The following is a 24249-nucleotide window of genomic DNA, read 5'->3' as shown; positions in this document are numbered from 1 at the left end:
TGATCCCGTTCTGTTCTCTCTTGCGTAAGCCGCATAGAGAATGCGAGGTTTGCCGCCACAAGGCAAGAAGGCCAGCGGCCTTTCAGAGCGGGGGCGCAAAGTGGCCGAACGAATAACCTTCCATTTCGAAGGCGCGCGAGCGGACGATCACCGCATGAATTTTTATGAAGCGGCGCGCTTTCAGTATGCTGCAGCGCGGCTTTTAGTAAAGCTCGCACAATTTCGAGCTACCGGAAAGTTCGTCACCAACATCAGCGATAAAAGCAACCATGACGTCGAGTTGGTAGCCCAAAAGAGCGGATCCTTCAACTACAACGTCGAAGAGACTAAGCCCGCCGCAGATGCATTTCTGAATATAGCACTGTCTGACTTGGTTGCCTATGTAGCCGAACGAGTCATCGAGAAGCTTGACGAGGCTACGATGGCGAAAGTCGTATTACCCGCTTTGGACTATGACGAGGACGAGGACGAGGACGAGGATGAAGTCGAGGACAATGATTTAGAGGTAGCTGAGATCGATGACATGGCGGAGGCCGTGTTAGCAGGCGACAAACTGACGGCTTCCCTTTCACCTGAAACATCGAAGATTATCAAGCGTCGTGTCGCTGAGGTTTATCGCGAGCGACGATTAGCCGCCGCTGCCAAACCCATTGCGAACATTACGGAGGACCAGAGTCAAAAGCTGTTGGCGATGGCTGCGCCCCTGATCGTTGAAATGGGAACCGCACTGCGAAAGAGCGCGAACACGCTCGAAATCACAACGCAGAAAAGAGGGCCTGTTGAGTCCGTTCTCTTCCTCGACAGAAAAATGGCTCGGGATATCGAAACGGCGGCGGTGGATCGTGTTATCACTCCGATCCTTGGCGATATCACTCAATTCAATAAAGAGAATGGATGGGGTAAGCTGCGCATCGAGAATGGCGCGAAGATGATAAGTTTTAGCATTCCATCGGACGTTCTGCCTATCATCCGGCAAACCCTCATCGACAACATGAAAAAGGATTTGGTTTACTTCAAGACCTACTTCGTTCGAGATCGCGCAAAGAAGGTAAAGCGTCTTATTATTGTCGGCATCCTGCCAACACCTGCTTCCTAGACGCGCAACTAGGTTCAGCGCGCGGTTCTTTGGCTTACGCGGCCAGACCGCCATGTGCAGGGCCTGCAAAACCACATCGGTGCCGCAGCGTGCAGTCGGGTCGCGCGCCTCCCCTGCCATCAGGTGAATTGTACTGGTGGCGCGACAATGCTGAATGTCGGCCCATGACAAAACATGCCGTTCGGCATGATAGTCGGGAACGGCAGGAATGTCCCACGTCCAGTCGAACGTTGACACGCCGCTCCGAGGACAGAGGACACAGGTTCGAATCCTGCCGGGTGCACTTTCTTTTCACTGACTTAACGAAGCATCCCGACGGGCGTACGGAAAATGTACGGAAAACATCGTCGGACGAAATGCGCTCAAATGAACTCTCGGCGAGAAGATTCGGGCGACGCTTCTGTGCACGCCTCGCTAATCGCACAGCCTCCTGCACCGATCGGGTGCGGGTTAGCGGGAGGAAGCCTGAGGCTGATCTTAAAGCATTGAATCAGCAGTTAATGTGCGAATCCTCGCAACGCGGCCCCACATTTTGCCTCACACTTGTTGTGACATCGCCAGATACGATCTGGCACGATCCGCAGCCCCTCCGCGCCCAATTCCAGCAATTCCAAATACTAAGCGACCTTCCCAAAAGCGGACGCGAACAGATAGCGCTCGAACGTTGCTGCGCAAGCGGAGTTGGAATATGCGGCAGGCGCAGGAGGAAGCGTAAGCCGACCCCACGCCTGGGCAGCTGCAGAAAGATCGGCTCGCACGTACGCATTCGCCTGAAGGCGCTGGTCGACGAGCTAGTTTCCTCGGGGAGGGACAGCATCACGAGCCTGCCGATTTCGCCGATCTGCCAGTCGTCAAATCCCGCATCGCAGAGACGCTCGCGCTCCGCTATGCATAGCGCCGACCCGTGCAGGCGGAGGAGGACCGCATATCGTCGCAGAGCCTCGAGCCGCGGGTTTGCCAGTCGCAAGTTGGGCCGTTGTCCGAGCATCAAGCGACAGAGAGCGTTCTGTCGCGTCAGGCTGGAAGCTCGGTCGCCGCGCGACAGGGCGATCACCGTCATTTCGATGGTTGTTAAAGTGGTGGACGATACCACGGCATTCTCCTCCGCTCGCTGAGACGCCGAGGGCGCGCGCGGGCCTCATCAAGAATCTTTTCGGAGATGTGCTGGGCGTAGTCTGGTGCTCAGAGCCCAGGCCTGCGGGAGACCGGCAGGTTGCGCGCCGGGGCTACGACGACTCAGGTGCGGGTCCTCGACAGTGGCGGCCGTTGCTCCGCGCAGCCTGTCGAGGATTGGAGCAAGCGGTTAATCCGGAGCGCCGTGCCGGCCGCGCCAGCGCGGCTGCTCGCCCTTGAGCAGAGCAGGGCGACCGGTGCACCCAAGCTCAGCGGGCTAATCCAGAAAGGCCATACTGCCGTGGGTAAACATCGTGATGCGGCGCAGGGCCCGAGCGCCTCAGAAGCGGGCGTCGATTCCAATCCTTATCGTTCTCGGCCGCAAGGGGGTCCGCTGATGCCCTTCGGCTACCGTGAAGGGATTGCCATACGAAAAGCGGTTCGCTCGACTGTCCAGCAGGTTGTCTACGTCCAGTGAGACGCCCCAGCGCTTGAATTCTGCGCGTGCTCCGACCGCCGTGTCGAGATAGTCACCCTGCGAAAGATCGAACGGCGCGCGTACACCCAGGTACGAGGTGCCGATATAGCCGATGGAGCCGTCCAGCGTGATCTTGGCATCGGCGATCCGGCGCTCGAAGCGCGTGGAAAGCCGCCCACCGCTCTCCGCGACATTGGGCAGGTTGCCTTCTGCTTCAGATTGGAACTCGGCGGCCGGCCGGTCGAGTCTACTGGTCGTGTTGAACGCCGACAACTGGAAGCGCAGGTCGGGATTGGCGTGCCAGCCTAGATTGGCCGACACATAGTGCACCTGCGCCGAACCGAGATTGGCGACATAGGGGAAGCCGCTGCTCGTCACGAGATCGGCTTGCACCCTGCTCCATCTCGAATAGGCGTAGGACAATCCACCCGAGAGCCGCGAACCGGCATCAGTGCCGAAGCGAAAGCCGATCTCCGACGCGCGGACCTCGTCCGGCTGGAAGCTTGTCACTTCGGCTTGGTCGCCGCTTCCGGTCAATTGCTGCGCCCCAGGCCTGAACCCTTCCTGATAGCGTACGTAGCCAATCGTTCCTTTCCAGGGCTTCCAGGACAGGGCTGCGGTCGGCAAGAATCGCGTGAGCGGACGGTTGGGTTCGGCCGAAGCCTTGCCGGAGTCGGTCGCGAAGTTGTCGAATCGCAAGAAGAGCAACAGCCTCCCCCCGCCGGTGAACGAGACATCGCGCCAAATCGGCACCGTTGCCTCGCCGAACAGGGCGGCGTCCAAGGTTTCCGAGCGCACATTGGAGATCGGCGCGAGCGCATCTGCAGGGCCGAGCGACCGATCGATGCGATTGACGTTATGCGCGATCGCGAAGCCGGAGACCCAGTTCGAGATCCACGTCATCGAGCCGGAGATCCGCGTCTCGTGGGTCAGTAGCCTGACCTCCATGTCCTCGTCGAATAAGGTCGGTACCTGCGTGACCGGCGAGGTAGCGTCGAATACCGTATTGATCGAGTGATAGGTATAGGAGGTGTTCGACAACAGCTTTGCGAAGCCCAGATTGGCGCGAAGCGTCGCAAAAGTGAGGCGATAGTCATTGTAGAACGGCTGCGCGAAGAAGGATCTGCGTGTCAGCGCGGAGGAGCCCGGTGCATCGGTATACTGGCCGTCCCTGCTGCTCGTGTCTTGCGATACGATTCCGAGATCCACACTCAGCCCCGGGTTGAACTCCATCCCGAAGGTTGCGCGGAGCCCCGTGACGCTCGTGCGATTGACGTCGGACAGGCCGCGCCGGAGATCGTCGACATAGCCTGGCCGTACGACGCGATATCCGACGATCCGCATCGCGGCACGCCCGCCGATCGGAACGTTCGCAACGACGGCGCCGTCGCTGCCTGCCCTGCCGCCGGTGCCTGCAAGGGCGGCGGTTCCACTGGCCTCGAACTTGCCGGGCGCCGGGCGGCGGGGCACGATATGGATCACGCCGCCCAGCGAGCCTGCGCCATACAGGGTCCCTTGCGGTCCCTCGAGCACTTCGACCTTCTCGACGTCGTACAGTGCCAGGTCGGGGTCGGGTGCGCTGTAGGTGAGCCTGCTTTCTCCAAAATATTGGCTGGTCGTCGATTGCAATTGGCCGTTGAAGCTGCTGTCGGCGATTCCACGCACGAAGATCTTGTTTCGACCCGAGCCGAGATTGGTCGAGGTGAGGCTTGGGAGCTCCCGAAGCAAGACGTCGCTTCCCTTGCTGCCTAAGTGCAGGCTCTGCGCCTGATCGAACGAAACCGCTTGGAAGGCACCAGGATAGTCGGCCACGGTGACATGCTGCTTGCTCGCCGTGACGATGATGTCCTCCAGGGGCGCCGGATCGACTGCCGGCCGGCGCGAGGGAGTTGTCGCGGATACGCGGTCGGGCACCGCCTGCCGGGCTCTAGGGACGGGGTCGCGAACCACTCTCACCACGCCCCCTCGCGAGATCCGAAAATCATATCCACTGCCCTGCAGCAGTCGGCGCAGCCCTTCGCGGAGAGTGTAGCGTCCCCGAACGCCAGGAACCCGCACCCACTTCAGGTTCGGATCGCTGGTGTCGATGGAAACACCTGCCTGGGTGGCGAACGATATCAGCGCGAGGTTCAATGGACCGGGGGGAACATCCAGCGAAATCTCGTCGGCGGCACGCGCCTGCAACATCGTCGTGGCGCAGGCGATCGGCACGCTCACCAACAGGACTGCCCTCATCACCGAAGTTCGACGGACCAGTGCGTTCCGTGCGCGACAATCTTCTCGCCGATCAGTTCCTCCAACCTCGCGCGCAGCCCTTCGCGATCGCCATAGGTTTGGATTACGCCCGAGAAGCGCCTGGAGCGCAATGCCTGGGGTAGTTCGAGCGATATGCCGACCGATCGACCTAGGTCGCCGGCGACCTGTTCCAGCGGCGCCTGTTCATAGACGAGCTTTCCGTTTGCCCAGCTTCCGATCGATGCGACCGGCCGCTGCGTAACTTCGATCGTCTCGCGATCGTCCGCTGCAAGGCTGTCGCCCGCACGTAGGACGATGTTTCGGGACGTGCCTTCGAAGCGCACCGCACCTTCTGCCACCCCCACGCGAAGCTGCTGGTTGGTGCGGACGACGTTGAACACGGTACCGATGTCGACCAGGCGCTTGCCGCCCGCTACGACGGTGAACGAGTGGGCATCGTCATGCTTCACGGAAAAGCGCGCTTCGCCCCGAGCGAGTTCCACCGACCTGGTGTCATTCTTGTCGAGAATAATCTTGGTGCTGCCGTTGAGCAGGATCTCGCTCCCGTCCGCTAGCGGAACGGTCTTGGTCTCGCCGCTAGAGGTTTCGATCGAGTAGCGCGCATCGTGGGTGGGCAGCATCTGCGTCCCGAAGAAGCCAGCCACCGCTACCGACGCTGCCAGCGCGCCCCAGCGCCATCGGGGCAGGCGCGCGCGTTCGGTACCGTCGGCATCGACATGGTCATCGTCGTTGCTGGATTGCGGCGCCCGGTCGCGGTCTTCGCCGGACGGGAAGGTTGCTCGTCCGAGCAACGGCAACATCTGCAGGTCGCCATCCACGACAGCTTCGTAGATGCCATTCCGCGCTGGATCGGCACTTAGCCATTCGGCGAACTCGATCCATGCCCCTTCGTCGGCATCGTTAAGCCGCAGGTGCCAGGCGATCGCCTGCTCGATAGTCGTCGGATCAGGAGAAGCGGACATCGTCGGCTTCCTTGTGCGAGAATTGCGAAACGCCATCCAGCTCTTCACGCAACAGATGGAGTTTCCGATATGCGCGCTGCAAGTGTTTCTCCACCGCGCTCAAGCTGAGGTCCAGGCTCTGGGCGATAGCCTTCTGCGACATCCCCTCGAGCCGATACAGTTTCAAGATCAGCGCCGTCCTTTCCGGCATCGACGCCAGCGCGCGATTGACACGCGCAAGCTCGTCGCGGGCGATGGCACTTGCCTCCGGCGAGGGCGTGGCAGCCACCTCAAGATCGGATCCCGCCCGATCACGCGCCCAATGGTCATCTCGGGCCTGCTGGCGCCGACGGCCCCTGCGATGGTCATGCAGGAGATTGTTCGCCATTTGGTAGAGATATGCCCGTGGGTACGCGATCGGCCCGGTGCCGATGCTCGTCAGCTTCACGTAAAGGTCCTGCAACAGATCGTCGACTTCGGCAGGATCACACTGGCGGGTCAGCATGAAGCGCGACAATTCGGGCCGCATCTCCCCCAGCAGTTGCGCAAGGCCCGTCTCGCCGACGCCCGAATCTTCGAACCCTGGTGACATGGGACTCCCATAAGAGGGGCGCGGCCGCCGGGGCAATGCAATGGGTGACCGTGCGCACTGTGGAACCGCGTCCGGCATCAGGGACGGCCCTCCCGGGAACGCGACATCCTCGGGGCTTCGAGCTTGGCCGCAATCGGCGGGGTTTCCAGCCGCTTTCCGACGTGCTGGACCGATCCGTCGACCACCGACGAACACCCAGATCTGCCGCCGTCGGTGCCATGCATGCTTCGTTCCTTCGCAGTCGATGCCGGTATCCGCGCTCAGACGCCGGGAAGCGTGCGAAACCGCACGTGGGTGAGCGACGAATTTCCTCTATTTAGAATCACGACGCGGCAACCCTTACGCCGCCGCGAGCAGCATGCCCCCACGCAGGTTCTGGTAGAGCGCGAACAGCGCGGCGAAATGGTCGTCCATCGCGCGCACATGGCGACCGGTCCGGCGTTCGGCGTAGCGGTCCGGCAGCGTGAGAATGGTGCGGACCAAATCCGCACGATCCGCAGCACGATAGGCGAGCCCCATCGGGCCCTTGGCGAAGTCGGCTGCGCCGCCGCGGTCGGGCACGATCAGTGGTATGCCACTGGCGCTCGCCTCGGCTGCGGTCATGCAAAAGGTTTCGGCCTCGCAGCCATGCAGGAACGCATCTGCGCTCGCCAGGATGCTGGCAAATCTCTCCTGATGCCGTTCGGGGCGGAACAGCCGGACATGAGGATTCCCGCCGATCGATCGCAGGATTTTCGAATGATCCCGCCCCTCACCGAAGATCGCCAGGGCCAGTGGGCGATGCCGCCCCGCGATGGTCACTGCTTCGACCAGCATCGGCAAACGCTTTTCCGGCGCCAGCCTGCCGGCCGCCACGAGCAATGTCGCGTCGGTGCCGAGGCCGCATTGCGCGAGGAGGCTGGCGCGGAGCGCCTCACTGCGATTGCCGGCCGAAAAGCGCTGCGCCTCGACCCCCATCGGGACGGTCACGACATTGCCCACGCCTCCGGCCTTCATCCGCGAAGCCAGGTCCTCGCTGGCACAGACGACGGCGTCGTACAGCCGGCCGAGCTGGCGCAAGTGGTCCCAATACCGGCCGAAACGTCGGTCGATCGTTTCGCGGCTAACCAGCGGCTCGAGCCAGCGATAGGCATAGGCCGACAGGGGATCGGCGTGCAGGATGAGCGCCTTGGGTTTCTCGGGCCGCCAGTTTGCCACCATCAGGGGGCTCCGCCACGGGGAGGACGCTTCTACGAAGTCCGGCGCCAAGCTGTCGAGCGCAGCATGAAGCGCCATCTCATCCTTGAAGTACCAGTACTTCCGGTCGAGCGGGAAACGTGGAGAGGCAATCGTCTGGATCCGAGCGCGAGGGCAAAGCTCGATCACTGCGTCGTCGTCGGCCGGTGCCAGGATGGTGATATCCTGTTCCATGCGCTCGGCCATCGCCAGCTTCTGGCCAACATAGGTCTTCACGCCCCCACCCCTGGGAGAATAGAAGGCGCAGACATCGACGATCCTCATCGGCAGTCTCCAGTCATCGTATCGGGCGCATGCCGAGGCCGCGGCGATAGTTCATCACGATCTCGATCCGCGTCGGGCCCGAGAGCGCCACGGCGCTGGCAGCGAGAGCGGCAGGTTTGCTCCACCCAAGCCTGGGGTTGCCCGCAAACCCTATTCCGTCGATCCGCCAGCCGAACTTCCGGTTGCCGTCACGATCGTGCAGCAGGCTCACCGAATACCTGCCTGCCGAGGGGAGCCGCACACAGAGCTGGACCGATCCCGACGCGGGAAGGGCCTGTTCGACCCTGCGGAAGACCTTGCCGGCCGAGATCAGGATATCGTCGTCCGCCAGGAAGTCCGGGTCGCTGGCCGGGTAGACTTCCAGCTTGAGCATGCCTGTCCGGTCCTTGAGCCCCTCGACATTGACGACGAACGAGGGGCCAGGCTCATCGGCACGGCACCTGCCTTCGGCCATTCCCAGGTCCGGCTTGGACTGCAGGGTGGCGGCGATCAATAGGGGACTGGCCGCGAGGCTAAAGAGCAGGCGACGCATCGCTGGACCTCTTCGCAATAAGGTCGGCAACCGCCAGGCTGATCCCGATGGTCACATGAATCGTCAGGACCAGTCCCGCCATGAGCGCCATCAATGCTGCGGTCTCGACGGCATTGCCGAGTGTGAGGACTGCCATCGCGGCGAACAGGACATCCTTGTTCGGCACGAAGGGTAGGCGGGAAATAAGAAGCCGGGCGATCGCTAGGACGAGCCACCAGGCCAAAGGCACCTCCGGCAACACAAGGTGCCACAGCGCCGCGGAGACGAGCGTCGTCGCCACGATGCGGAGGAGATGGACAATGAAGACCATCGTGAGTTCGTTTTTTTCGAGGGAGAATAGCGACCTTGGCAGCATTATCATGCCGAGCGACGTTCCGATCACGAAGGCGATCGACCAGCCGGCCGCGGTCGCGAGACCAGTACGTGGCAGCAACTCGGCAAAGCGAAGTGCCGCAATCAAAAAGGCAAGCATCGTCACGTTGCCCGCAATGGCCGAGAGCACGGCAACGTCCTTGATGGCGCCAAACGGGGTGGTGACGAATTTCAGGTTCTGGCGTGCCCAACCGTAGAAATAGGCCTCGCCGAGATAGCCGACCAGCAACTCGTTGTAGATGAGCTTGCGGACCAGGGGACCGAGGGCAGCGGGGCCAACGCCCCATAGTCGGTGAAAAATGAGCCAGTCGCTGGCCGGTCCGATCAGGTAGCTGATTGCGAGCAGGCCCCAGAAGGCTGGCGAAGGAGGTACCGACGCGAGGATCTTCGCGAAATCGAGATTGCGGGCCTGGTAGAGGGCTGCGCCGAGGACGATCAGGGACAGGATCGTGCCGAGAATATCCGCCGGGGCCGGCATCGACCCGCGATCCTGCGGCTCGAACGCGAATGTGCCCGTCGGCGGGAGTGCCATGGAAGGATCGGGCATTCGACGCCTCGCTCGGTGCTAGAGCCCGCTAGACTCCGCACGCCCGCCATAGCCGCACATGGCTGTACCCGTTATTTTTCAACGCGCACCAGCCTTGGGCCGAGGCGAGATCGCCCACATAGGTATCGATGCCCGCCAAGGCGCATTTAGGAGGATGACGCCTAGGGCCGGCCATCAAGTAGTCGCCAGGTTAAGTATGATCTCATAGCAGGCGCGGATGGCCAGATGCGTCAGCGCGGATCTGATGACGGATCGCTGTGAGTGCCCCGGAGGCTATCGATCTCCGCTTGCCGCTGCTTGAGATATCTCGATCGGGTAGCCGCATAGGGGTCCGCATTCTCGGTCCTGGTTTGTTGGATGGCGTCATCGGCTTCGGCGCGTTCGTCGACCAAGCGTATGGCGGTCGCGGAACCGGCGACGAGCGGGTTGCGGAAAGGGGCCCCAACGGCGAACGGCAGCAGCGACACGTCCCCCAATCGCCCTGCGAGGTCGCGAACGGTGGTCGGGCCGATCAGGGGAAGGTAGAGATAGGATCCGGGTTTCACGCCGTAATAGCCCAGGGTATAGGCGAAGCCGTTCGCTCGGTGCGGCAGATGGAATGGGCGTCGCTTCGCCACGTCGAGCAGCCCGGCAACCCCTAGCGTCGAGTTGACGGCCAGGCGGCCGATCGTTTCCAGGCTCTTCCCCGGCTTGAGCTGCAAGAGGTAGTTGACGGCCACCACCGGCTCGCCGAGATTACGAAGCGCATTGCGCAGGCCGCTGCGGACGGGCGCGGGAACCGCTTGCTTGTACCCGCGCGCCACTGGACCGGTAACGGCCCTGTCGGCCGCCTGCACCACGTCGAAGGAAGCCTTGTTCAGGCCTTGCATCGGGTCGCTTCGCGGCGGCGCCGGCTTAGCGCTCACCACGATCTCGCCTTGCAAGGGCACCCCGTCGGCCGGAGCCGCTTCCTCGGGCGCACCGGCGCGTTGCCCGCCTTCGATCGTTGCGGCGGGCGGCCCGGGCTGCGGAGCGGGCTGCTGCGCGGCGGCCTCTGGGACCATTTGACCCGTTGCCTCCCGAGGGGATGCAGCGGGAAGCGCGTTCAAGCCGGCCGATTGGGCGACAACGCATAAGGTCGCGAGGATCATAAGGCTTCGTGTCCGTTTCGGAGTTGAGGGGGGGCGTGGCGCCAGAACCGGCGCGCACGCTGCTCAAGGTCGTCGACGCGTTCGAAGATGACCGGCACCACCAGCAGGCTCAGCAATGTCGACGTGACCAGGCCGCCGATGACCGCGATTGCCATTGGCTGGCGGAAGCTAGCGTCAGCCCCGATGCCCAGGGCCAGCGGCGTCATGCCGCCGATCATCGCCATGCTCGTCATGACGATCGGGCGCGCCCGCATCCGGCAGGCCTCTACGAGAGCATCCGTACGCGTCAGCCCGCGGCTTCTGATGCCCAGGACCGCATACTCGACGAGCAGGATGGAGTTCTTGGCGACGATGCCCATCAGCATGACGAGCCCGATCATGGCGGTGAGCACCAGCGTGCTGCCGCTCAAGTACAGGGCGAGGAAGGCACCGCCGATCGAAAGCGGCAGCGCGGCAAGGATGGTGATCGGCTGGAAGAAGTCCCGGAAGAGCAGGACCAGTACGCAATAGATGCACACAACGCCCGCGGCGAGCGCGGTCAGGAAGCCTGCGGACACGTCCTCGCCGATCTGCGCGCTGCCGTCGGACAGGAGCGATACGGTCGACGGCATGGTGCGAATGGCGGGGAGCGCCTCGGCCTGCGCCAGCGTGTCCCCTTGCGCCATCCCGTTTAGGTCGGCGCTCACGGCGACGAAGCGCTTGCGATCGTAGCGCTCGATTCGCGACAGATCGCTTGTCACCGAGATGTCGGCGATGCTCCCCAAGGTAACGGTCCCACCGCGGCCGGCGACACGGAGATTGGCGAGCGTGGTCAGGTCCCGGCGTGCCTGGTCGGCCATGCGGGTCCGGATGAAGACCTGTCGGTTGTCGAGGTTGAGGCGGCCGACCTGCGCATCGAAATCGCCGCTGGTCGCAATCCGCACCACGTCGCCGATCGCCTCGGTGGAGACACCGCGTTCGGCGGCGCGTTGCAGGTCGGGCCTAATGACGATTTCCTGCCTCTCGGCACTCGCCGTCGAGTTGACGTTCGACAGGGTCCCTACCCCGCGCAACGCGCGGACCAGCCGCTGCGCGGTCTGGCCCAGCGCTCGTGCATCCTCGCTGGCAAGGATGAGCTCGAGCCTCTCGCTACCGCCGTCGCCGACCGAGAAGCGAGCGCCGGGGACATCGGCCACGCCCGCGCGCACGACCGCCTCGATCGCCGTCTTCGACGGGCGCTCTCCCCGAGGGGCGAGTACCAGGGTCACGAAGGCATCGCGCACCTCGCCCGCGCTCGATTCATTGGCCTGACCGATAGTTGCGTAGACATGTCGGATACCCTTCAAGCGCGATATCGCCCGGCGTACCTGCTCGCTTGCCTCGACCGTCGTCTCGAGGGCCGTTCCGGGGGGCAGCTCGATGGACATTTCGGTCAGGCTGCGATCGTCGGCGGGAAGAAAGCCGATCGGAATCAGCGGGAGGAGCGCGAGCGAGGCAATCAGGAACGCCAAGGTCGCCGCGATCGTGGCACCGGGATGGGCGAGGCACCATCGGACCGCTGGGATGTAGAGCCGGTCCCTGGCCGCATGCGCTTTCTCGGCTTCGCTCCGTCCTGACCCAGCCAGGAAATAGGCTGCCATCATCGGCGTGAGCAGGCGCGCCACCAGCAGCGAGGCGAGCACGGCGGTGACGGCGGTCCAGCCGAACGGCGTGAAGAACAATCCCGCATAGCCGGTCATCACCGCGGTAGGCAGGAAGACGGCCACCAGACTCATGGTGGTCGCGATCACGGCCTTGGCGATCTCGTCGACCGCCTCCACGGTTGCCTGCAGCGCCGGCTTGCCCGTGCGGCGGTGCCGTTCGATATTCTCCACCTCGACGATGGCATCGTCGACGAGGATGCCGATGACTACCGCCAGCGCGAGCAGGGTAAGGGTGTTGAGCGTGTAGCCGAACCAATAGATCGCGGCGAACGTCGGCAGGATCGACAGCGGAAGCGCGGTGGCCGCGATCAATGTCGCCCGCCAGTCGCGCAGGAACAGCCAGACCACGAAGATGGCGAGCAACGCGCCTTCGTAGAGCATCGCCATCGATGCCTCATATTGCTCGATCGTATAGTCGATCGAACCGCCGACCTGGGTGAACGCGAGTCCCGGCGTTCGGCGCTCCAGATCTTCGAGCGCGGCCCTGATACCTTTTGCGACGGCGACCTCGCCCGCTCCCCTCGCGCGGTAGATCGTCAGGCCGACGACCGGATTGCCGTCGAGCATCGCGAAGTGCGTGCGATCCGCGCTGCCGTCGCGGACCGTCGCGACCTGGTCCAGCCGGATCTTCCGTCCGTCCGGCAACAGTACCGGCAGCATCGCCAGCTCGGATGCTTGCCCGGCCAGCGCGACCGTGCGGATCGACTGCTCTTCCCCGCCGAGCTGCCCGCGCCCGCCCGAGGATTGCTGCTGCATCTGGCGCAGCGCACGCGAGACGTCACTCGGCGTTGCGCCGACACTCGAAAGGCGAACGGGATCGACCACGACCTGGGCTTCGCGTTCGATGCCGCCGACCCGCTCGACCTTGCCGACGCCCGGCACCGCGCGGACGGCGCGGACGACGGCGTCGTCGACGAACCAGCTCAACTCCGCCTCGTCCATGCGCGGCGACCTGACGGCCAGCATCAATATGGGATCGACGGTGAAATTGCTGGTCGCCACCGTGGGCGGCAGAAGGTTCGACGGCAGGTCCGAACGAACGGAATCGATGGCATCCTTGGTGCGGATCTGCGCGTCGGCCAGCACGGTCTCGAGGCTGAACTCGACGTCGATCCGCACCGAGCCTTCGGTGATCGTCGTCTTGACATGGCGGACCCCCTCCAAGGCGGCGATGGCATCCTCCATCGGCCGCGCCACCTCGGTTTCCAGCTGGGTTGGCGTCGCCCCGGGGAGGACCCCGGAGACGGCCACCGACGGCAGGTCGATGTCGGGGAGGTCCTGCACGGGCAGTCGTGCGAAGCCGACCGCCCCCGCGATTGCCAGCAGGACGAAGAGCAGGACCGCCGGGATCGGATTGCGGATCGACCAGGTCGCCAGGTTCACGGCCGATCCTTTGCCGCTTGCGCGATGTCGACGACATCGCCGTCGTCCAGGAACGCCGCCCCCCGTCGCACCAGATGCTCGGTGCCGGCGAGGCCCTGGGTGATCTCGACTTGGTCGCCCTGCCGGCGGCCCGTCGCGACCGCGCGCAACGCAACGTCCGACCGTCTCGCCGGCGTCGACAGAAGCAGGACATAGCTGCGGCCGTCGCGGATCACGACGCACTCGGCCGGTACGACCAACGCCGCGGCCTCGCCGACGAGGATGGTGCCATTGGCGTACATGCCTGCGCGCGCGGGGCTGCCCGGCAGGATATCCGCATAGACCGTGCCTAGACGCGATGCGGCTTCCAGCGCCGGAGCGAAGGCGCGGATCTTCGCCCGCGCCTCGCCTCCCCCGGGAAGCGCCAGCCGAATGGCCTGGCCGCGCCGCGCGACCCGCATGTCCGCGGGACCCAGTTCGCCGCGCCATTCTAGGCGATCCTTGCGGATGATGCGGAACAGTTCCTGTCCCGCTGGCACCACCGCACCGGTCGTCGCGCTACGCGCGGTGACCACGCCGTCGTCCGGGGCACGTATGTCGGTATAGCGCAGCTGGAGCCGCTTGGCGGCCAGGAGCGCCGATGCGGTCTTCGCCTCGGTCGTGTACTGGAGCGCTTCCTGGTCGCTGATCCCGCCGACGCCTCGAAGCCCCCGGGCACGGCGATCGTTGGCGGTTGCCTGCGCGTTCCTGGCGAGCAGTTGCGCCTCCTCCGCGCGCAGGAGTGCGGCGTCGAGCCGGGCGAGGACCTGTCCGCGCCGCACCCGATCGCCGACGTTCGCGCGGACCTCTACCAGCTGATAGCTGCCGATCTGCGTGCCGATGCTCGCTTCCTCCCACGGCGCAATGGCGCCTTGCGCGACCACGACCACGGGCCATGTCGTCCGCCGCGGCGTCGCTGTCGTGACCGTGAGCGCGGCACGCGATTGCCCGGCCGCCACCGGTCCGTCGCCCGGCCGCAGCGTGAAGACGTAGAGCGCCGCCCCCGCTGCCAGCAGGAATGCGAGCGCCACCCATATTGCCCGCACACGGTCTCGCAGGGGCGAGCGCGTGCCGCCGTTCCTCGCTGGCGACGCGGCATTGGGGGATACGGGGACGGAGCCGTTCATCGCGATGTGCTTTCGATTTCCGGGGTCGGCATGGGGCCGGGGTCTGCCGCGGGGCCGGTGCGGCGCACTAGTGCGACCCAGGCGCGCGCCCGGTCGGCGTTCGCATCGATGGCGCCCTGCTCCGCGCGGTTGAACGTTCGCCGGCTGTCCTCGAACTCGAGCTGCGAGATCGCGCCAGCGCGCCAGCGCGCCGCGTTCGCCTCCAATGCGAAGCGCGCGCTCTCCAGCATCTCCCGCGAGGTCTCGACGCGAAGCGCTGCCGACTGCCGAGCCGCCAAGGCATCCTCGACCTCCCGTACGACGGTGCGAATGGCCGTGGCGCGTTGCGCGACCGCCTCGCCATAGGCGGCTTGTGCCCTGCGGACATTGCCGGCGCCAGCGCCACCATCGAGTAGCGGGGCCGTGACCGTGGCGCCGAGGGAATTGCTGACAAAGGTGGTGTCCGATCCGAACGCCCGGATCCACTGCCCGGTGAGCACCGCGGCAAGGTCGATCCGCGGCAGCCGCTCGGCGCGGGCGATCGCGACTTCGGACCAGCGGGCCGCCACTTCGTTTTCCGCCGATACCACGCTCGGGTTCCGCAACAATACGATCGCCGGAAGCGCAAGGCGATGGGGCGGCGGCACGGGCAGCCACGGATCGGCCGTGGCCTCCCCGGCGCCGGCGAGGGCGGCGCGAGGCAACGACACCGCGACGAGGCTGCGAATGGTCGTTGCTTCCACGCCTGTTAGTGCCACCAGAGCATCGACCAGCCGCAGGCAGGTTTCTTCCTGCGCAGCCCGTTCGGTGCGGGCGGAGGCGAGATTGCTTCGTGCCGCGGCCAGCACGACCGGTGCGATATTGCCCAAGGCGAACCGCGCGCGACTGATCGTCAGTTCGACCTCCCGGGAGGCGATGTCGCGGTCGCGCACGCCGCGGACCAGGACACATGCACGCAGCGCGATGACCGTGTCCGCGACGTCCGCGACGATCGACAGGCGCACCCCATATGCATCCGCGGTCCGTGCGGCGACGCGACGACGCGCGGCTATCGTGCCTTCGCGCACCCGCCGCCATAGGTCGAGCTCCCAGGAGAGCCGGGGGCCGAGCGCGGCCGATGTCTGATAGCTTGGCCCCCCCGATGGGTCGAAGCGATCCCGTGCACGCGTGGCGCTGCCATCAATGCCGATGGCCGGCACTCGTCCGGCATCGCGTACGGCGACCAGGGCGCGTGCCTGGTCGATCCGCGCTGCGGCCTCGCTCAGTGTCGGGTTGTCGCGCAGCGCCGCCGCCACCAGGTGATCGACGGCCGGATCGTGCAGTTGCGACCACCAGCGCGGCGTAACCGGCGTTGCCGTCCCCAGCGTTTCGGCCGACCCGCCGCGGTCGTTGGTCCACGCGCCCGGCACGTCCAGCGCGGGCGGGCGATAGTCGGGCTGCAAGGCGCAGGCGCCGAGCAAGAGGGTAGACAGCGCCGAGCGGGCGCGTGGAAGGTTCGCCATTGCAATATCGGGTCCACTGCCAGCACGGGTCATTCGGGGCATGTGTCGGATCAGGATCGGTCGCGCGGCTCCGGACGCCGGAGGACAGGTGCTGCCTCCGGCGTCCTTCGCGACACGACGGGTGCTTCCGCTCGGTTGATGTCGATCCTCATGCCCAGGCCAATCAGAAGGTATAGGTCAGGAACCCCATGCCGAACGGGGCGGTCTTCTTCCTGACGATCGGGCTGTCCTTGACGTTGCCCAGCAGCGTGGTGACGCCTGCCGCCGCACCGAGCCCGATATGGTCCGTCAGCCGGTATTGCAGCCCGAGTTCCGCCTTCGCGTCGAACAGGCCGGCGCCGGGGCGGAACTGCCGGAGACCGGATTCCTGGGACTGGCGCGCACTGACGCCGTAGAAGCGATCGTTGTGCTTCGCGTTGGCCCACCGCGTTCCGATCGAGGGCATGAGGAACAGCCGGTCGCTCACGACGATAGGACGCGACAGGCTGAAGTCGGCGATCAAGCCCTTCGTGCCGCCCGCGAAGATTTGGGTCACGCCGGCCGAGGCCTCGAGGCCGAACTGCCGCACGGTGACGAAGCCGCGGGCGCCGGCGCCCATGTCGATCTTGTTGAACCGGTTCGGCACGTCCGACCGCTCGTAGTTCTCGAAGGTCATGACGACACCGGCGCCGATAGTGAAGGTCCCGTCGTCCACGGGGGCGACGCCGATCCCGTTCTGGAAATTGACGAAGAAGGGCCCGCGCTTGATGTCGATCGCGGGGATCGGCTGGAACTGATATTTCCGCGCGCCCATATAGGCCGGCTGGTACAGACCGCCGGCCCCGATCGTGACGTGATCCTCGTCCGGGCCGCCGTCCTGGCCCACGGGCTCGCCCGGATAGCCGGAAGTCTGCCCGAGCACCGCGGCGAGCGGCGGCTCGATCTTCGTCAGCGTCTGGGCGGCCGCGGAGCCCGCGCAGGCCAGCGCCCCGGCCGAGACGATGGCGCGTGTAGCCAAGCCAAGTGTTTGACGCATGTCGTTCCCCGATAGTTGGTTGGTGCAATGTCCGCCGGAGGCGGCATTCGGCGCGCAGACTGGATAGGAGTCCGTTTCTTTCAGCTGGACCGAGAAGTTGTCGGTCCAGGCCGTTAAGTTAGATTGCCACGTGATGCCATGGGTGCGCACTTGACGGTACCTGGCAGGAAGTATTCTCCAGACAGGATATCGCGTGTATGCAGCCCAATTGCATGTCCGGTACAGGCAGGTTTCGCCACGATGGGGCACAAAACCTCCCACATCGTGATGCTAGATGTCAGCTATGCTGCGAGAACTGATATTGCATGTCGGTGTCTCCGTTTCGCCGTAAGACGCCGGCCGGATTGCGGACCCGCATCGGGCACCACGAAAAATTTGCCGGCGGCGGGCGCACCGCTTTCCGAGACGCGGCAGGGACGCGGCCCCGGTCTCCAGCCCTGGTCGGGACCCTACGATTTTTTTCGCTCGCCGCCCCGTGGGTTCGCGAGGCGCCGCGTCAACCCCTCTGCCTCACCGCCGGATCGCTCAATCCGAGCGAGGCGGTGACGGTATCATTGTGACATCAATTCGGGCGACACTCCCGCGCAGCGGGTTTGTGTTCCGGCCCAGAATCGGCCCCAACCGCATTAATCGACGTTTGCTTGATGGATCTCGATGGAGCACTTCACTGGTGCACTGAGCTGTTCTGCACGTTTGCGGCATCCTGTAAGCACATCCGCATTGTCTTTCACGATCCGGGCGGCGTCGGCCAGCGCCCGAGCTTGTTGCGGGTCGGCAACCTGCATTAGCCGCACGCCCGCGTCCCATGGTGTGTGCCGGAGCAATGCTGCAGCCCGTTCCTCTGGCCAATGCCAGCTCTCGGGCGCGAGTTGAGCGAGTAGCGATGGAACGACAGTTCCCGAAGCGAAGCCTACCAGTAGTGCCAAAGCGGCTGCCCCCGCGATCCACAGTCGCTGGTTCTCCGCGGAATGGGCCGATGCGACCATCCCCTTCAGCTCCTGCACCGTTCCGGCAAGGGCATGGCTGGCGCCGCTCCACGCCCGATGATCGTCCGCACGCCCCTGCATGCCAGCCGCTTCAATTTGCTTCGCGACATCCTGCGGCGTCAACGTCATCGCCGGGCGCTTGGCCAGGATGTTGATAGCACCGCACACCTTGTCGTAGCCGTCGCGGATCTTTTCCAGGTCCGGTCCATAGTCGCGCGCATGCAATTCCTGCTGACGCGCGGCGAAGCCGTCAACGGCAGCAGTCAGCCCCGCCAGCTTGCGCGACATGTCGTTGAACGCCTGGACAGTCTGGTCTGCTTCTACGGGAGGTTCGTGGATACCCATGGCTACATTCCAATCCTAAGGCCTCGGTCGCGATCGATCGAGAAGGTGAGCTGCCGGATGACCGATCGCGTGCGAGCATCGTCGCCAAGCGCGCGGCTGACACCGCCATCCCGGCTGCCCGGCGCCCATTCAGGCGACCACTGCCGCCCGAACAGCTGACTGCCTCTGTGGCTGAGCGCAGCGCCTAGCGCCGGGTCCTTCTCCAGGCCCTTCGCCATCGATCGCATGGCATTCTCGACGCCTGCGCGCTTCTCTTCATTCTCCCACCCGCTCAGCTTGCCCCGTCGAGCCTGAAGCTGCTGCCAGGCCTGGACGAACCGGTCTGCGCGCAGCTCGGGGTTGGTGCGCACTTCGGCCTCCAGCTGCATCTGGCGAATGGCATTGGCGGTCCGACCATTGGCGGCTTCGCTGATCAGCCCCGGCGTCCGCTCGAACGCCATGTCGAGATCGTGGGCGGCGTGGGGATGCAGCGCGTTGACCGCGTCGGCGGTGCGCGCAAGCGCCGCCTTCTGCACTTCGAGCGGCGCACGTCCCTGCCCGGTCATGCGGCCTGCATCCTGCACGGCACGCGCATAACCCTCGACCGCCCGCTCCAACTTCTGGGTTGCGGATGCCTCGGGCGCAGCCGCTGGTACCGACAGCTTGAGTCCATCGAAGCGCAGCTTGGTCGGTTCGCGTTCGGGCTCGGGGATGGACAGCCGCAACCCTTCGAACATGCCCCGTCGCCGGGCGGTCGCAGGCGCGCTGCGCTCGGGTTCGACGAGCGGCTCTTTGGCAAGCGTATCGAGAATTCGCGACCGTTCGACGTCGCGCCGTACGGCGAAGCGCTCGGCGGCGCCATCATAGTCGAGGGCATTGTCCTTTGGCCGGTCGCGCGACAGGGTGCGGGCAAGCTTGCCCTGGTCGGCGAAGTCGTCACGGCCATAATGGAGCTGGACCGCATCACGGTGCCGCGACAGCGCGACATAGGCAGCGTGCCGATCAAGGCCCGGCGTGGCCAGTACATGGACACGGTCGACGGTGACGCCCTGCGCCTTGTGAATCGTGGCGGCATAGCCATGGGTGATGTCGCCGTAGTTCTTGTGGTCGAAGGCGACCTGACGCCCATCGTCGAGCCGCACCGCCATGCGGGCGTGATCGACCTGTTCGATGGTGCCGAGACTGCCATTCTTCACACCCAGGCTGCGTTCGTTGCGCAGGAACATGACCCTGTCGCTAGCCCCGAACAAGCGTTCTCCACGCGTGGTTTCGACAGCAATATCAGTATCTAAAGCCCCACTGCGTTTCATCGCATCGCGGGCCAGCGCATTCAGTTCATCGCATTCCTGGTTGGTGTGGGTGAGAATCATGCGCGATGCTGCCGGATCGGCGATCCGCTCGCGGCCCCAGCGCTCGATTAGCGCCGTTCGAGCCTCGACTCGCGTTTCCGAGTCGACGACCATGCAGGCCTCGGCATAGGCCTCCAGCGCCTCGGCAGTGCGCCCGGTTGCAAGCTGCCGTGTCGCCAGCCGCTGCCAGTCCTCGCGCTGCCGGCGAATGTCGGTGATCTCGATGGCACCATGCCGCTCGGCGACCGATCGGAACGCGGCGCCCGCTTCGATCGCCTGCAACTGCTCGGGGTCGCCGACCAGCACCACCTTGGCGTGGCGCTTCTTCGCTTCGGCGATCACCCGCTCCATCTGGCGCGTGCCGATCATGCCGGCCTCATCAATGACGAGGATCGACCGGTCGGTCAGCAATTCCCGCCCCTGCCCCCATTGATGCTCAATGCTGGCGATGGTGCGCGATGCGATGCCGGAGCCGCTTTCCAGATTCTCCGCAGCGATCCCGGACAACGCCAGTCCTTGCACCTGATAGCCGGCGCTCTCCCATGCTTCCCGCGCAACACCGAGCATCGCTGATTTGCCGGTACCGGCATAGCCGACGACCACACCCAGATCCCTGCCGCTGGTGACATGATCGAAGGCGCTACGCTGCTCGCTCGACAGCACCAGTCTGCGCATCTCTGCGCGCGCCAAGGCGAGCTTGCGATGCTGCTCGTCCACGCCATGCCCGCGACTGGCATCGAGCTTCACCGTCGCGCGCTCCAGCCGCGCTTCAGTCTCGATCATGTCGCGACTGGTGAAGCGATCTTCGCCGCGCCCATCCTTGCCCAGCTTCACCAGTTCAGGTGCCGCGCGCACCGCCGCCATCACTTGGTCGAACTGCTCCTTCCCTTCGCTATGACGGTGCACGAACATCGCCAGATCGCGGGTGGTGAAGGTTGCCTGGGTGCGGGTGATGGCATCCAGCGCCAGCGCTGGATTGGCCAGCAGCTTCTCGCCATTGGCGCGGGCGATGTCGTGATGCTCTTCAAGCCGCAGCGACGACCGCCCCTGTTCGGCCATCCGGGCTGCGGCCGGGCCGATCTTGTGCTGCGGCTCGAGATCGATGCCCTGCGCTTCCAGCGAGCGATGATCGACACGTGCATCGATATCCAGTTCGGCCAGCCGCGCATTGACGTGCTCTGCCCACCGCTCGCGCCATTTCTCCAGCAGGTCGGTACGGTTCCAGTCGCGGTTCTTCTTGCCGAACCCATCGGCATCCATTTCCCGCAACGCCAGCATGACATGCGCGTGGGGCTTAGGTTCGCCATCGGCGCCGATGTCCCAATGGACATTGAGGTCAGCGACCATGCCGCGCGCGACAAACTCGCGTTCAACGAACTCGCGCGCGAGCCGAATGCCCTCGACCTGGTTCAGCTCGCGCGGGATCGCGAATTCGATCTCACGGGCAAGCTGCGCGTCCTTACGCAGCTCCACGGCTTCGATGGAATTCCACAGCTTCTCCCGATCGGCGAAATGCTCGGGCGCGCCGTCCGGCAGCAGCACTTCGGAATGGACGACGCCCGCTTTGTTCGAGAAGTCGTGATGCCGATCGAGCCGCTGATCGTGGAGCCGCGACGCGGAGCGATAGGCGGCAGCGGCAAGTGCCGACGATCCGCTGGCGCGGCTGATGATCTTGGCCGAGAAGTGGTAGATCGCCATAGTGGCAATCCATTTACACCAAACAAGCGACGTCGGCACGACGTATAAGCGCGCCCTCAAAAGATTTCATCTTTTTCGCGACGTGATCATCCCAAGATGTTTCACGACATTTGCGCTGATCAACGTAGTTCTTAAATCATCGATTATCCCCCATCAACTGCGGAGGATTCGATGCGAAAACCTCGCGACTTTGATTCGGAGCTGAAGGCGCTCGACAGCAAGGCACGACAGCTCAAACAGGCCAAGCTCCAGCAGCTCGGCGAGCTGGTGGTCGCGACCGGTGCCGATGTGCTGCCAGTCGACCAGCTGGCGGGCGCGCTACTCGCCATTGTCAGCGCGTCCGACATCATCATACGGGAGGACTGGCGCCAGCGTGGCGCGGCCTTCTTTCAACGGGAGAGAAAAGCTCGCGGCGGCGCTAGTTCGGGTGCGGTATCGGCTGCGGCAGCTGACGGCGGCACGGCACCGCCTCGAAGCGCAACGGGCGCGGAATGATACGCGGGAATGGGCGGTGAAGCGCCGCGAACGAACGCGCCAGCTGATCGAGCTGGGAGGTCTGGTCGCGAAGGCCGGATTGGTCGAACTCACCGACGATGATCGCGCCGTGTTGTTCGGTGTGATGATCGACGCCGCCGCCACGCTAAAAAGCGAACAACGGGATCAGGCGCTGACATTATGGCGAAGACGTGGGCGTCGCGCATTCGAGCAGCTGCAGAATGAGTAATCTCACCGGATCTTCCAACATATTTTAGCAGACGGATTACATACACTCCTATAATCCAGTTGTCGGCATTATGCCGAAAAACAAGGAGCAGGGACGCAGAATGTCTGAGCAGAGCAATACCGATCCCGTTGAACTCGCAAGTGACCTCACCATTGCCTGGCTATCCAACGCGAACAATCGCGCGACGATGGACGATGTGTCCACGTTCCTGCGGAAGATGCATGCAGATGTGATTGAGCTTTCAGGTGGTATCGCGAGCGCAGAAGTTGCGAGCGAAGAACCTGCATCGGAAGAATTCACGCCCGCCGTCTCGGTCCGCAAATCGCTGGCCTCGAAAGACCACATCATCTCGCTGATCGACGGCAAGCCCTATCGCACCCTGCGCCGGCATCTGAGCACGCATGGTCTGACGCCCGAGGAATATCGTGCGCGCTACAATCTGAAGGCCGATTATCCGATGGTGGCGCCGACCTATTCGGAGCAGCGCCGCGCGATGGCGCACAAGATCGGCCTCGGTGCCAAGGGCCGCGCAGCGCGCAACGCGCCCGCTGAAGCGCCCGCCCCTAAGCCCGCGCGCAAGCCGCGCGCGAAGACGACACCTACTACCTGAATTCAATCCCGCGCCGAGGCTGCATGCCTCGGCGCGGGACGAGCATGCGCGGGCGACTGCCCAGCGCATCCTTCACTTTGCGATTGTCGGGCCGGTAATCGCAAACCGCCACAACCAGCACCACCGCATCGCCGACGCGCAGCGAAGGAGTCTTGGCGATCTGCCCCGGCAGCACATTGAGCGTGGCGGCAGCGTCGAGCACCGTTGCGGTGCTCGAAGCCTGTTCGATGATCGAAATGTCGGGTGCCAGCGCCTCCAGAAAGGCGCGGACGGCCTCGATCCCCATCAGCCGTTGAGCTTGTCCTTCACGGCCTTGGCGGGCGTGAAGGCGAGCTTCTTCGACGCTGCAATCTGGATCGCTTCGCCGGTCGAAGGATTACGGCCCTCGCGCGCGGCGCTTTCCTTAACCTTGAACTTGCCGAAACCGTTCAGCGACACTTCCTCGCCGGCTGCTGCCGCCCCGGTGATGGCAGCAAAAATGCCATCGACCAGCTTGCGCGCGTCGGCCTTGGTGAGGCCGTGCGCTTCGGAAACGCGGTCGGCGAGATCGGCATTGTTCATGGGCGTGTTCTCCGTGTGAAAAAGGGGCGTGCGCTCTAGGTGCGGCGCACCAACCTGTCCAGCGACTGGCACGATCAAGCGCCTGAGGTTTCAGAGGCGGTGCGACAACGACCCTCCGCGCGTTTGAGGGATTGAGGGAGGCTTTCCGGAGGAGAGGCTTGGCTTCACGCTATCAGCAAGAATCTCAATCGAGTCCTTTCCCCATTCTCGAAGTCCAAGCCTACCCTTCCCGCAGGGAACTAAATTTAGCTAGGACGCGGCAGGCCGAAATCCCGCACCTGATCTCCACATTGATATCATCACGATCGAGAGCTTCCTGGCAACGGCTACCGTTGCACGTCGCCGCCCTATCCGCTCGGCGAGCGACAGCCCCCATCTACGCAGAGCTCTCGTGACGTGCTCCCCTTTTCTCCTCCACTCATAAGTAGAGTCCGGGGTTGCCAGGATGCCCTGGCGGGTGGGGTTGCGCAACGCGCCTTGCAGCATCGGCGGGCGTCAGCCCGCCTATACCGCTATGCGGCCGCACATGGTTGTAGTCGTCTCGCCAGTTGCTCAGCACCGAGCGGGCATGGCTCAGCGAAGCGAACAGCGTCTCGTTCAGGCACTCGTCGCGCAAGCGACCATTAAAGCTCTCGACATAGCCATTCTGCTGCGGCTTGCCCGGCGCGATGTAATGCCACTCGATCTGCCGGTCCTGCGCCCAGCGCAGGATCGCCAGGCTGGTCAGTTCGGTC

At 64.4% G+C, this 24249-nt stretch carries 20 protein-coding genes; 4 read left to right on the top strand and 16 right to left on the bottom strand.

From position 1 onward, the window contains the following. Positions 1–40 precede the first annotated feature (40 nt). Complete coding sequence (locus BM009_RS06050) at positions 41–1096, top strand: hypothetical protein (RefSeq protein ID WP_093294709.1); 1056 nt, start codon at positions 41–43, stop codon at positions 1094–1096. Positions 1097–2549: 1453 nt separating this feature from the next. Here BM009_RS06050 and BM009_RS23100 read toward each other — a convergent pair. The 13 genes from BM009_RS23100 to traA all read right to left on the bottom strand — a co-directional run bounded on the left by BM009_RS23100 (position 2550) and on the right by traA (position 21620). Then, positions 2550–4904: a TonB-dependent receptor gene (locus BM009_RS23100; protein ID WP_302847353.1), complete on the bottom strand. Its 2355-nt coding sequence runs from the start codon at positions 4902–4904 to the stop codon at positions 2550–2552. A 17-nt stretch (positions 4905–4921) separates the two neighbouring features. After that, on the bottom strand, positions 4922–5905 hold the full coding sequence (locus BM009_RS06040) for a FecR family protein (protein ID WP_175487916.1): 984 nt from the start codon (positions 5903–5905) through the stop codon (positions 4922–4924). Continuing rightward, positions 5889–6476 carry an RNA polymerase sigma factor gene (locus BM009_RS06035; RefSeq protein WP_175487915.1) on the bottom strand — a complete coding sequence of 196 codons (588 nt, stop codon included), beginning with the start codon at positions 6474–6476 and terminating at the stop codon, positions 5889–5891. Before BM009_RS06035 ends, BM009_RS06040 begins: the two co-directional genes overlap by 17 nt. Before the next feature lie 339 nt (positions 6477–6815). Further along, positions 6816–7976, bottom strand: a complete 1161-nt coding sequence (locus BM009_RS06030) for a glycosyltransferase (protein ID WP_093294703.1) — start codon at positions 7974–7976, stop codon at positions 6816–6818. A 13-nt stretch (positions 7977–7989) separates the two neighbouring features. After that, a complete protein-coding gene (locus tag BM009_RS06025) occupies positions 7990–8508 on the bottom strand; it encodes a DUF2141 domain-containing protein (RefSeq protein WP_093294701.1) in 519 nt (172 codons plus the stop codon). Continuing rightward, complete coding sequence (locus BM009_RS06020) at positions 8489–9427, bottom strand: hypothetical protein (protein ID WP_139216545.1); 939 nt, start codon at positions 9425–9427, stop codon at positions 8489–8491. The genes BM009_RS06025 and BM009_RS06020 overlap by 20 nt, the downstream gene beginning before the upstream one ends. 230 nt (positions 9428–9657) lie before the next feature. Then, on the bottom strand, positions 9658–10470 hold the full coding sequence (locus BM009_RS06015; RefSeq protein WP_175487914.1) for an MlaA family lipoprotein: 813 nt from the start codon (positions 10468–10470) through the stop codon (positions 9658–9660). Between the two features lie 83 nt (positions 10471–10553). After that, a complete protein-coding gene (locus BM009_RS06010; protein WP_093294696.1) occupies positions 10554–13622 on the bottom strand; it encodes an efflux RND transporter permease subunit in 3069 nt (1022 codons plus the stop codon). After that, positions 13619–14671, bottom strand: coding sequence for an efflux RND transporter periplasmic adaptor subunit (locus BM009_RS06005; protein ID WP_217644173.1), 1053 nt, complete (start codon positions 14669–14671; stop codon positions 13619–13621). Before BM009_RS06005 ends, BM009_RS06010 begins: the two co-directional genes overlap by 4 nt. Before the next feature lie 92 nt (positions 14672–14763). Further along, positions 14764–16248 (bottom strand): efflux transporter outer membrane subunit, encoded by a 1485-nt coding sequence (locus BM009_RS06000; protein ID WP_093294692.1) that lies wholly within the window; start codon positions 16246–16248, stop codon positions 14764–14766. Between the two features lie 163 nt (positions 16249–16411). After that, positions 16412–17263, bottom strand: coding sequence for a MipA/OmpV family protein (locus BM009_RS05995; RefSeq protein ID WP_093294691.1), 852 nt, complete (start codon positions 17261–17263; stop codon positions 16412–16414). A 626-nt stretch (positions 17264–17889) separates the two neighbouring features. After that, positions 17890–18594, bottom strand: a complete 705-nt coding sequence (locus tag BM009_RS05990) for a DUF6118 family protein (RefSeq protein WP_093294689.1) — start codon at positions 18592–18594, stop codon at positions 17890–17892. 2 nt (positions 18595–18596) lie between these two features. Beyond that, complete coding sequence (gene traA, locus BM009_RS05985; RefSeq protein ID WP_093294688.1) at positions 18597–21620, bottom strand: Ti-type conjugative transfer relaxase TraA; 3024 nt, start codon at positions 21618–21620, stop codon at positions 18597–18599. A 171-nt stretch (positions 21621–21791) separates the two neighbouring features. On the opposite strand from traA, the gene BM009_RS05980 reads away from it, so the two are divergent. The 3 genes from BM009_RS05980 to BM009_RS05970 all read left to right on the top strand — a co-directional run bounded on the left by BM009_RS05980 (position 21792) and on the right by BM009_RS05970 (position 22954). Continuing rightward, the gene (locus BM009_RS05980; protein WP_093294687.1) at positions 21792–22115 is read left to right on the top strand and encodes a conjugal transfer protein TraD; all 324 of its coding nucleotides are present in this window, start codon (positions 21792–21794) and stop codon (positions 22113–22115) included. A 16-nt stretch (positions 22116–22131) separates the two neighbouring features. Next, entirely contained in the window at positions 22132–22344 is a 213-nt protein-coding gene (locus BM009_RS05975; RefSeq protein WP_125977013.1) for a conjugal transfer protein TraD, read from the top strand. A gap of 100 nt (positions 22345–22444) precedes the next feature. Then, entirely contained in the window at positions 22445–22954 is a 510-nt protein-coding gene (locus tag BM009_RS05970) for a Ros/MucR family transcriptional regulator (RefSeq protein ID WP_093294686.1), read from the top strand. Here the strand turns inward: BM009_RS05970 and BM009_RS05965 are convergent. The 3 genes from BM009_RS05965 to BM009_RS05955 all read right to left on the bottom strand — a co-directional run. Then, complete coding sequence (locus BM009_RS05965) at positions 22947–23240, bottom strand: YbaK/EbsC family protein (RefSeq protein WP_139216544.1); 294 nt, start codon at positions 23238–23240, stop codon at positions 22947–22949. The genes BM009_RS05970 and BM009_RS05965 overlap by 8 nt on opposite strands. Beyond that, a complete protein-coding gene (locus tag BM009_RS05960; protein WP_093294684.1) occupies positions 23240–23515 on the bottom strand; it encodes an HU family DNA-binding protein in 276 nt (91 codons plus the stop codon). Before BM009_RS05960 ends, BM009_RS05965 begins: the two co-directional genes overlap by 1 nt. 418 nt (positions 23516–23933) lie before the next feature. Further along, the coding region (locus BM009_RS05955) for an integrase core domain-containing protein (RefSeq protein WP_139216543.1) at positions 23934–24249 on the bottom strand (316 nt) is incomplete at its 5' end.

It is taken from the genome of Sphingomonas sp. NFR04 (assembly GCF_900114095.1).
GTDB lineage: Bacteria > Pseudomonadota > Alphaproteobacteria > Sphingomonadales > Sphingomonadaceae > Sphingomonas.
Note: the sequence above shows the minus strand (reverse complement) of the source record. Positions and strands in the feature narration are given on the sequence as shown.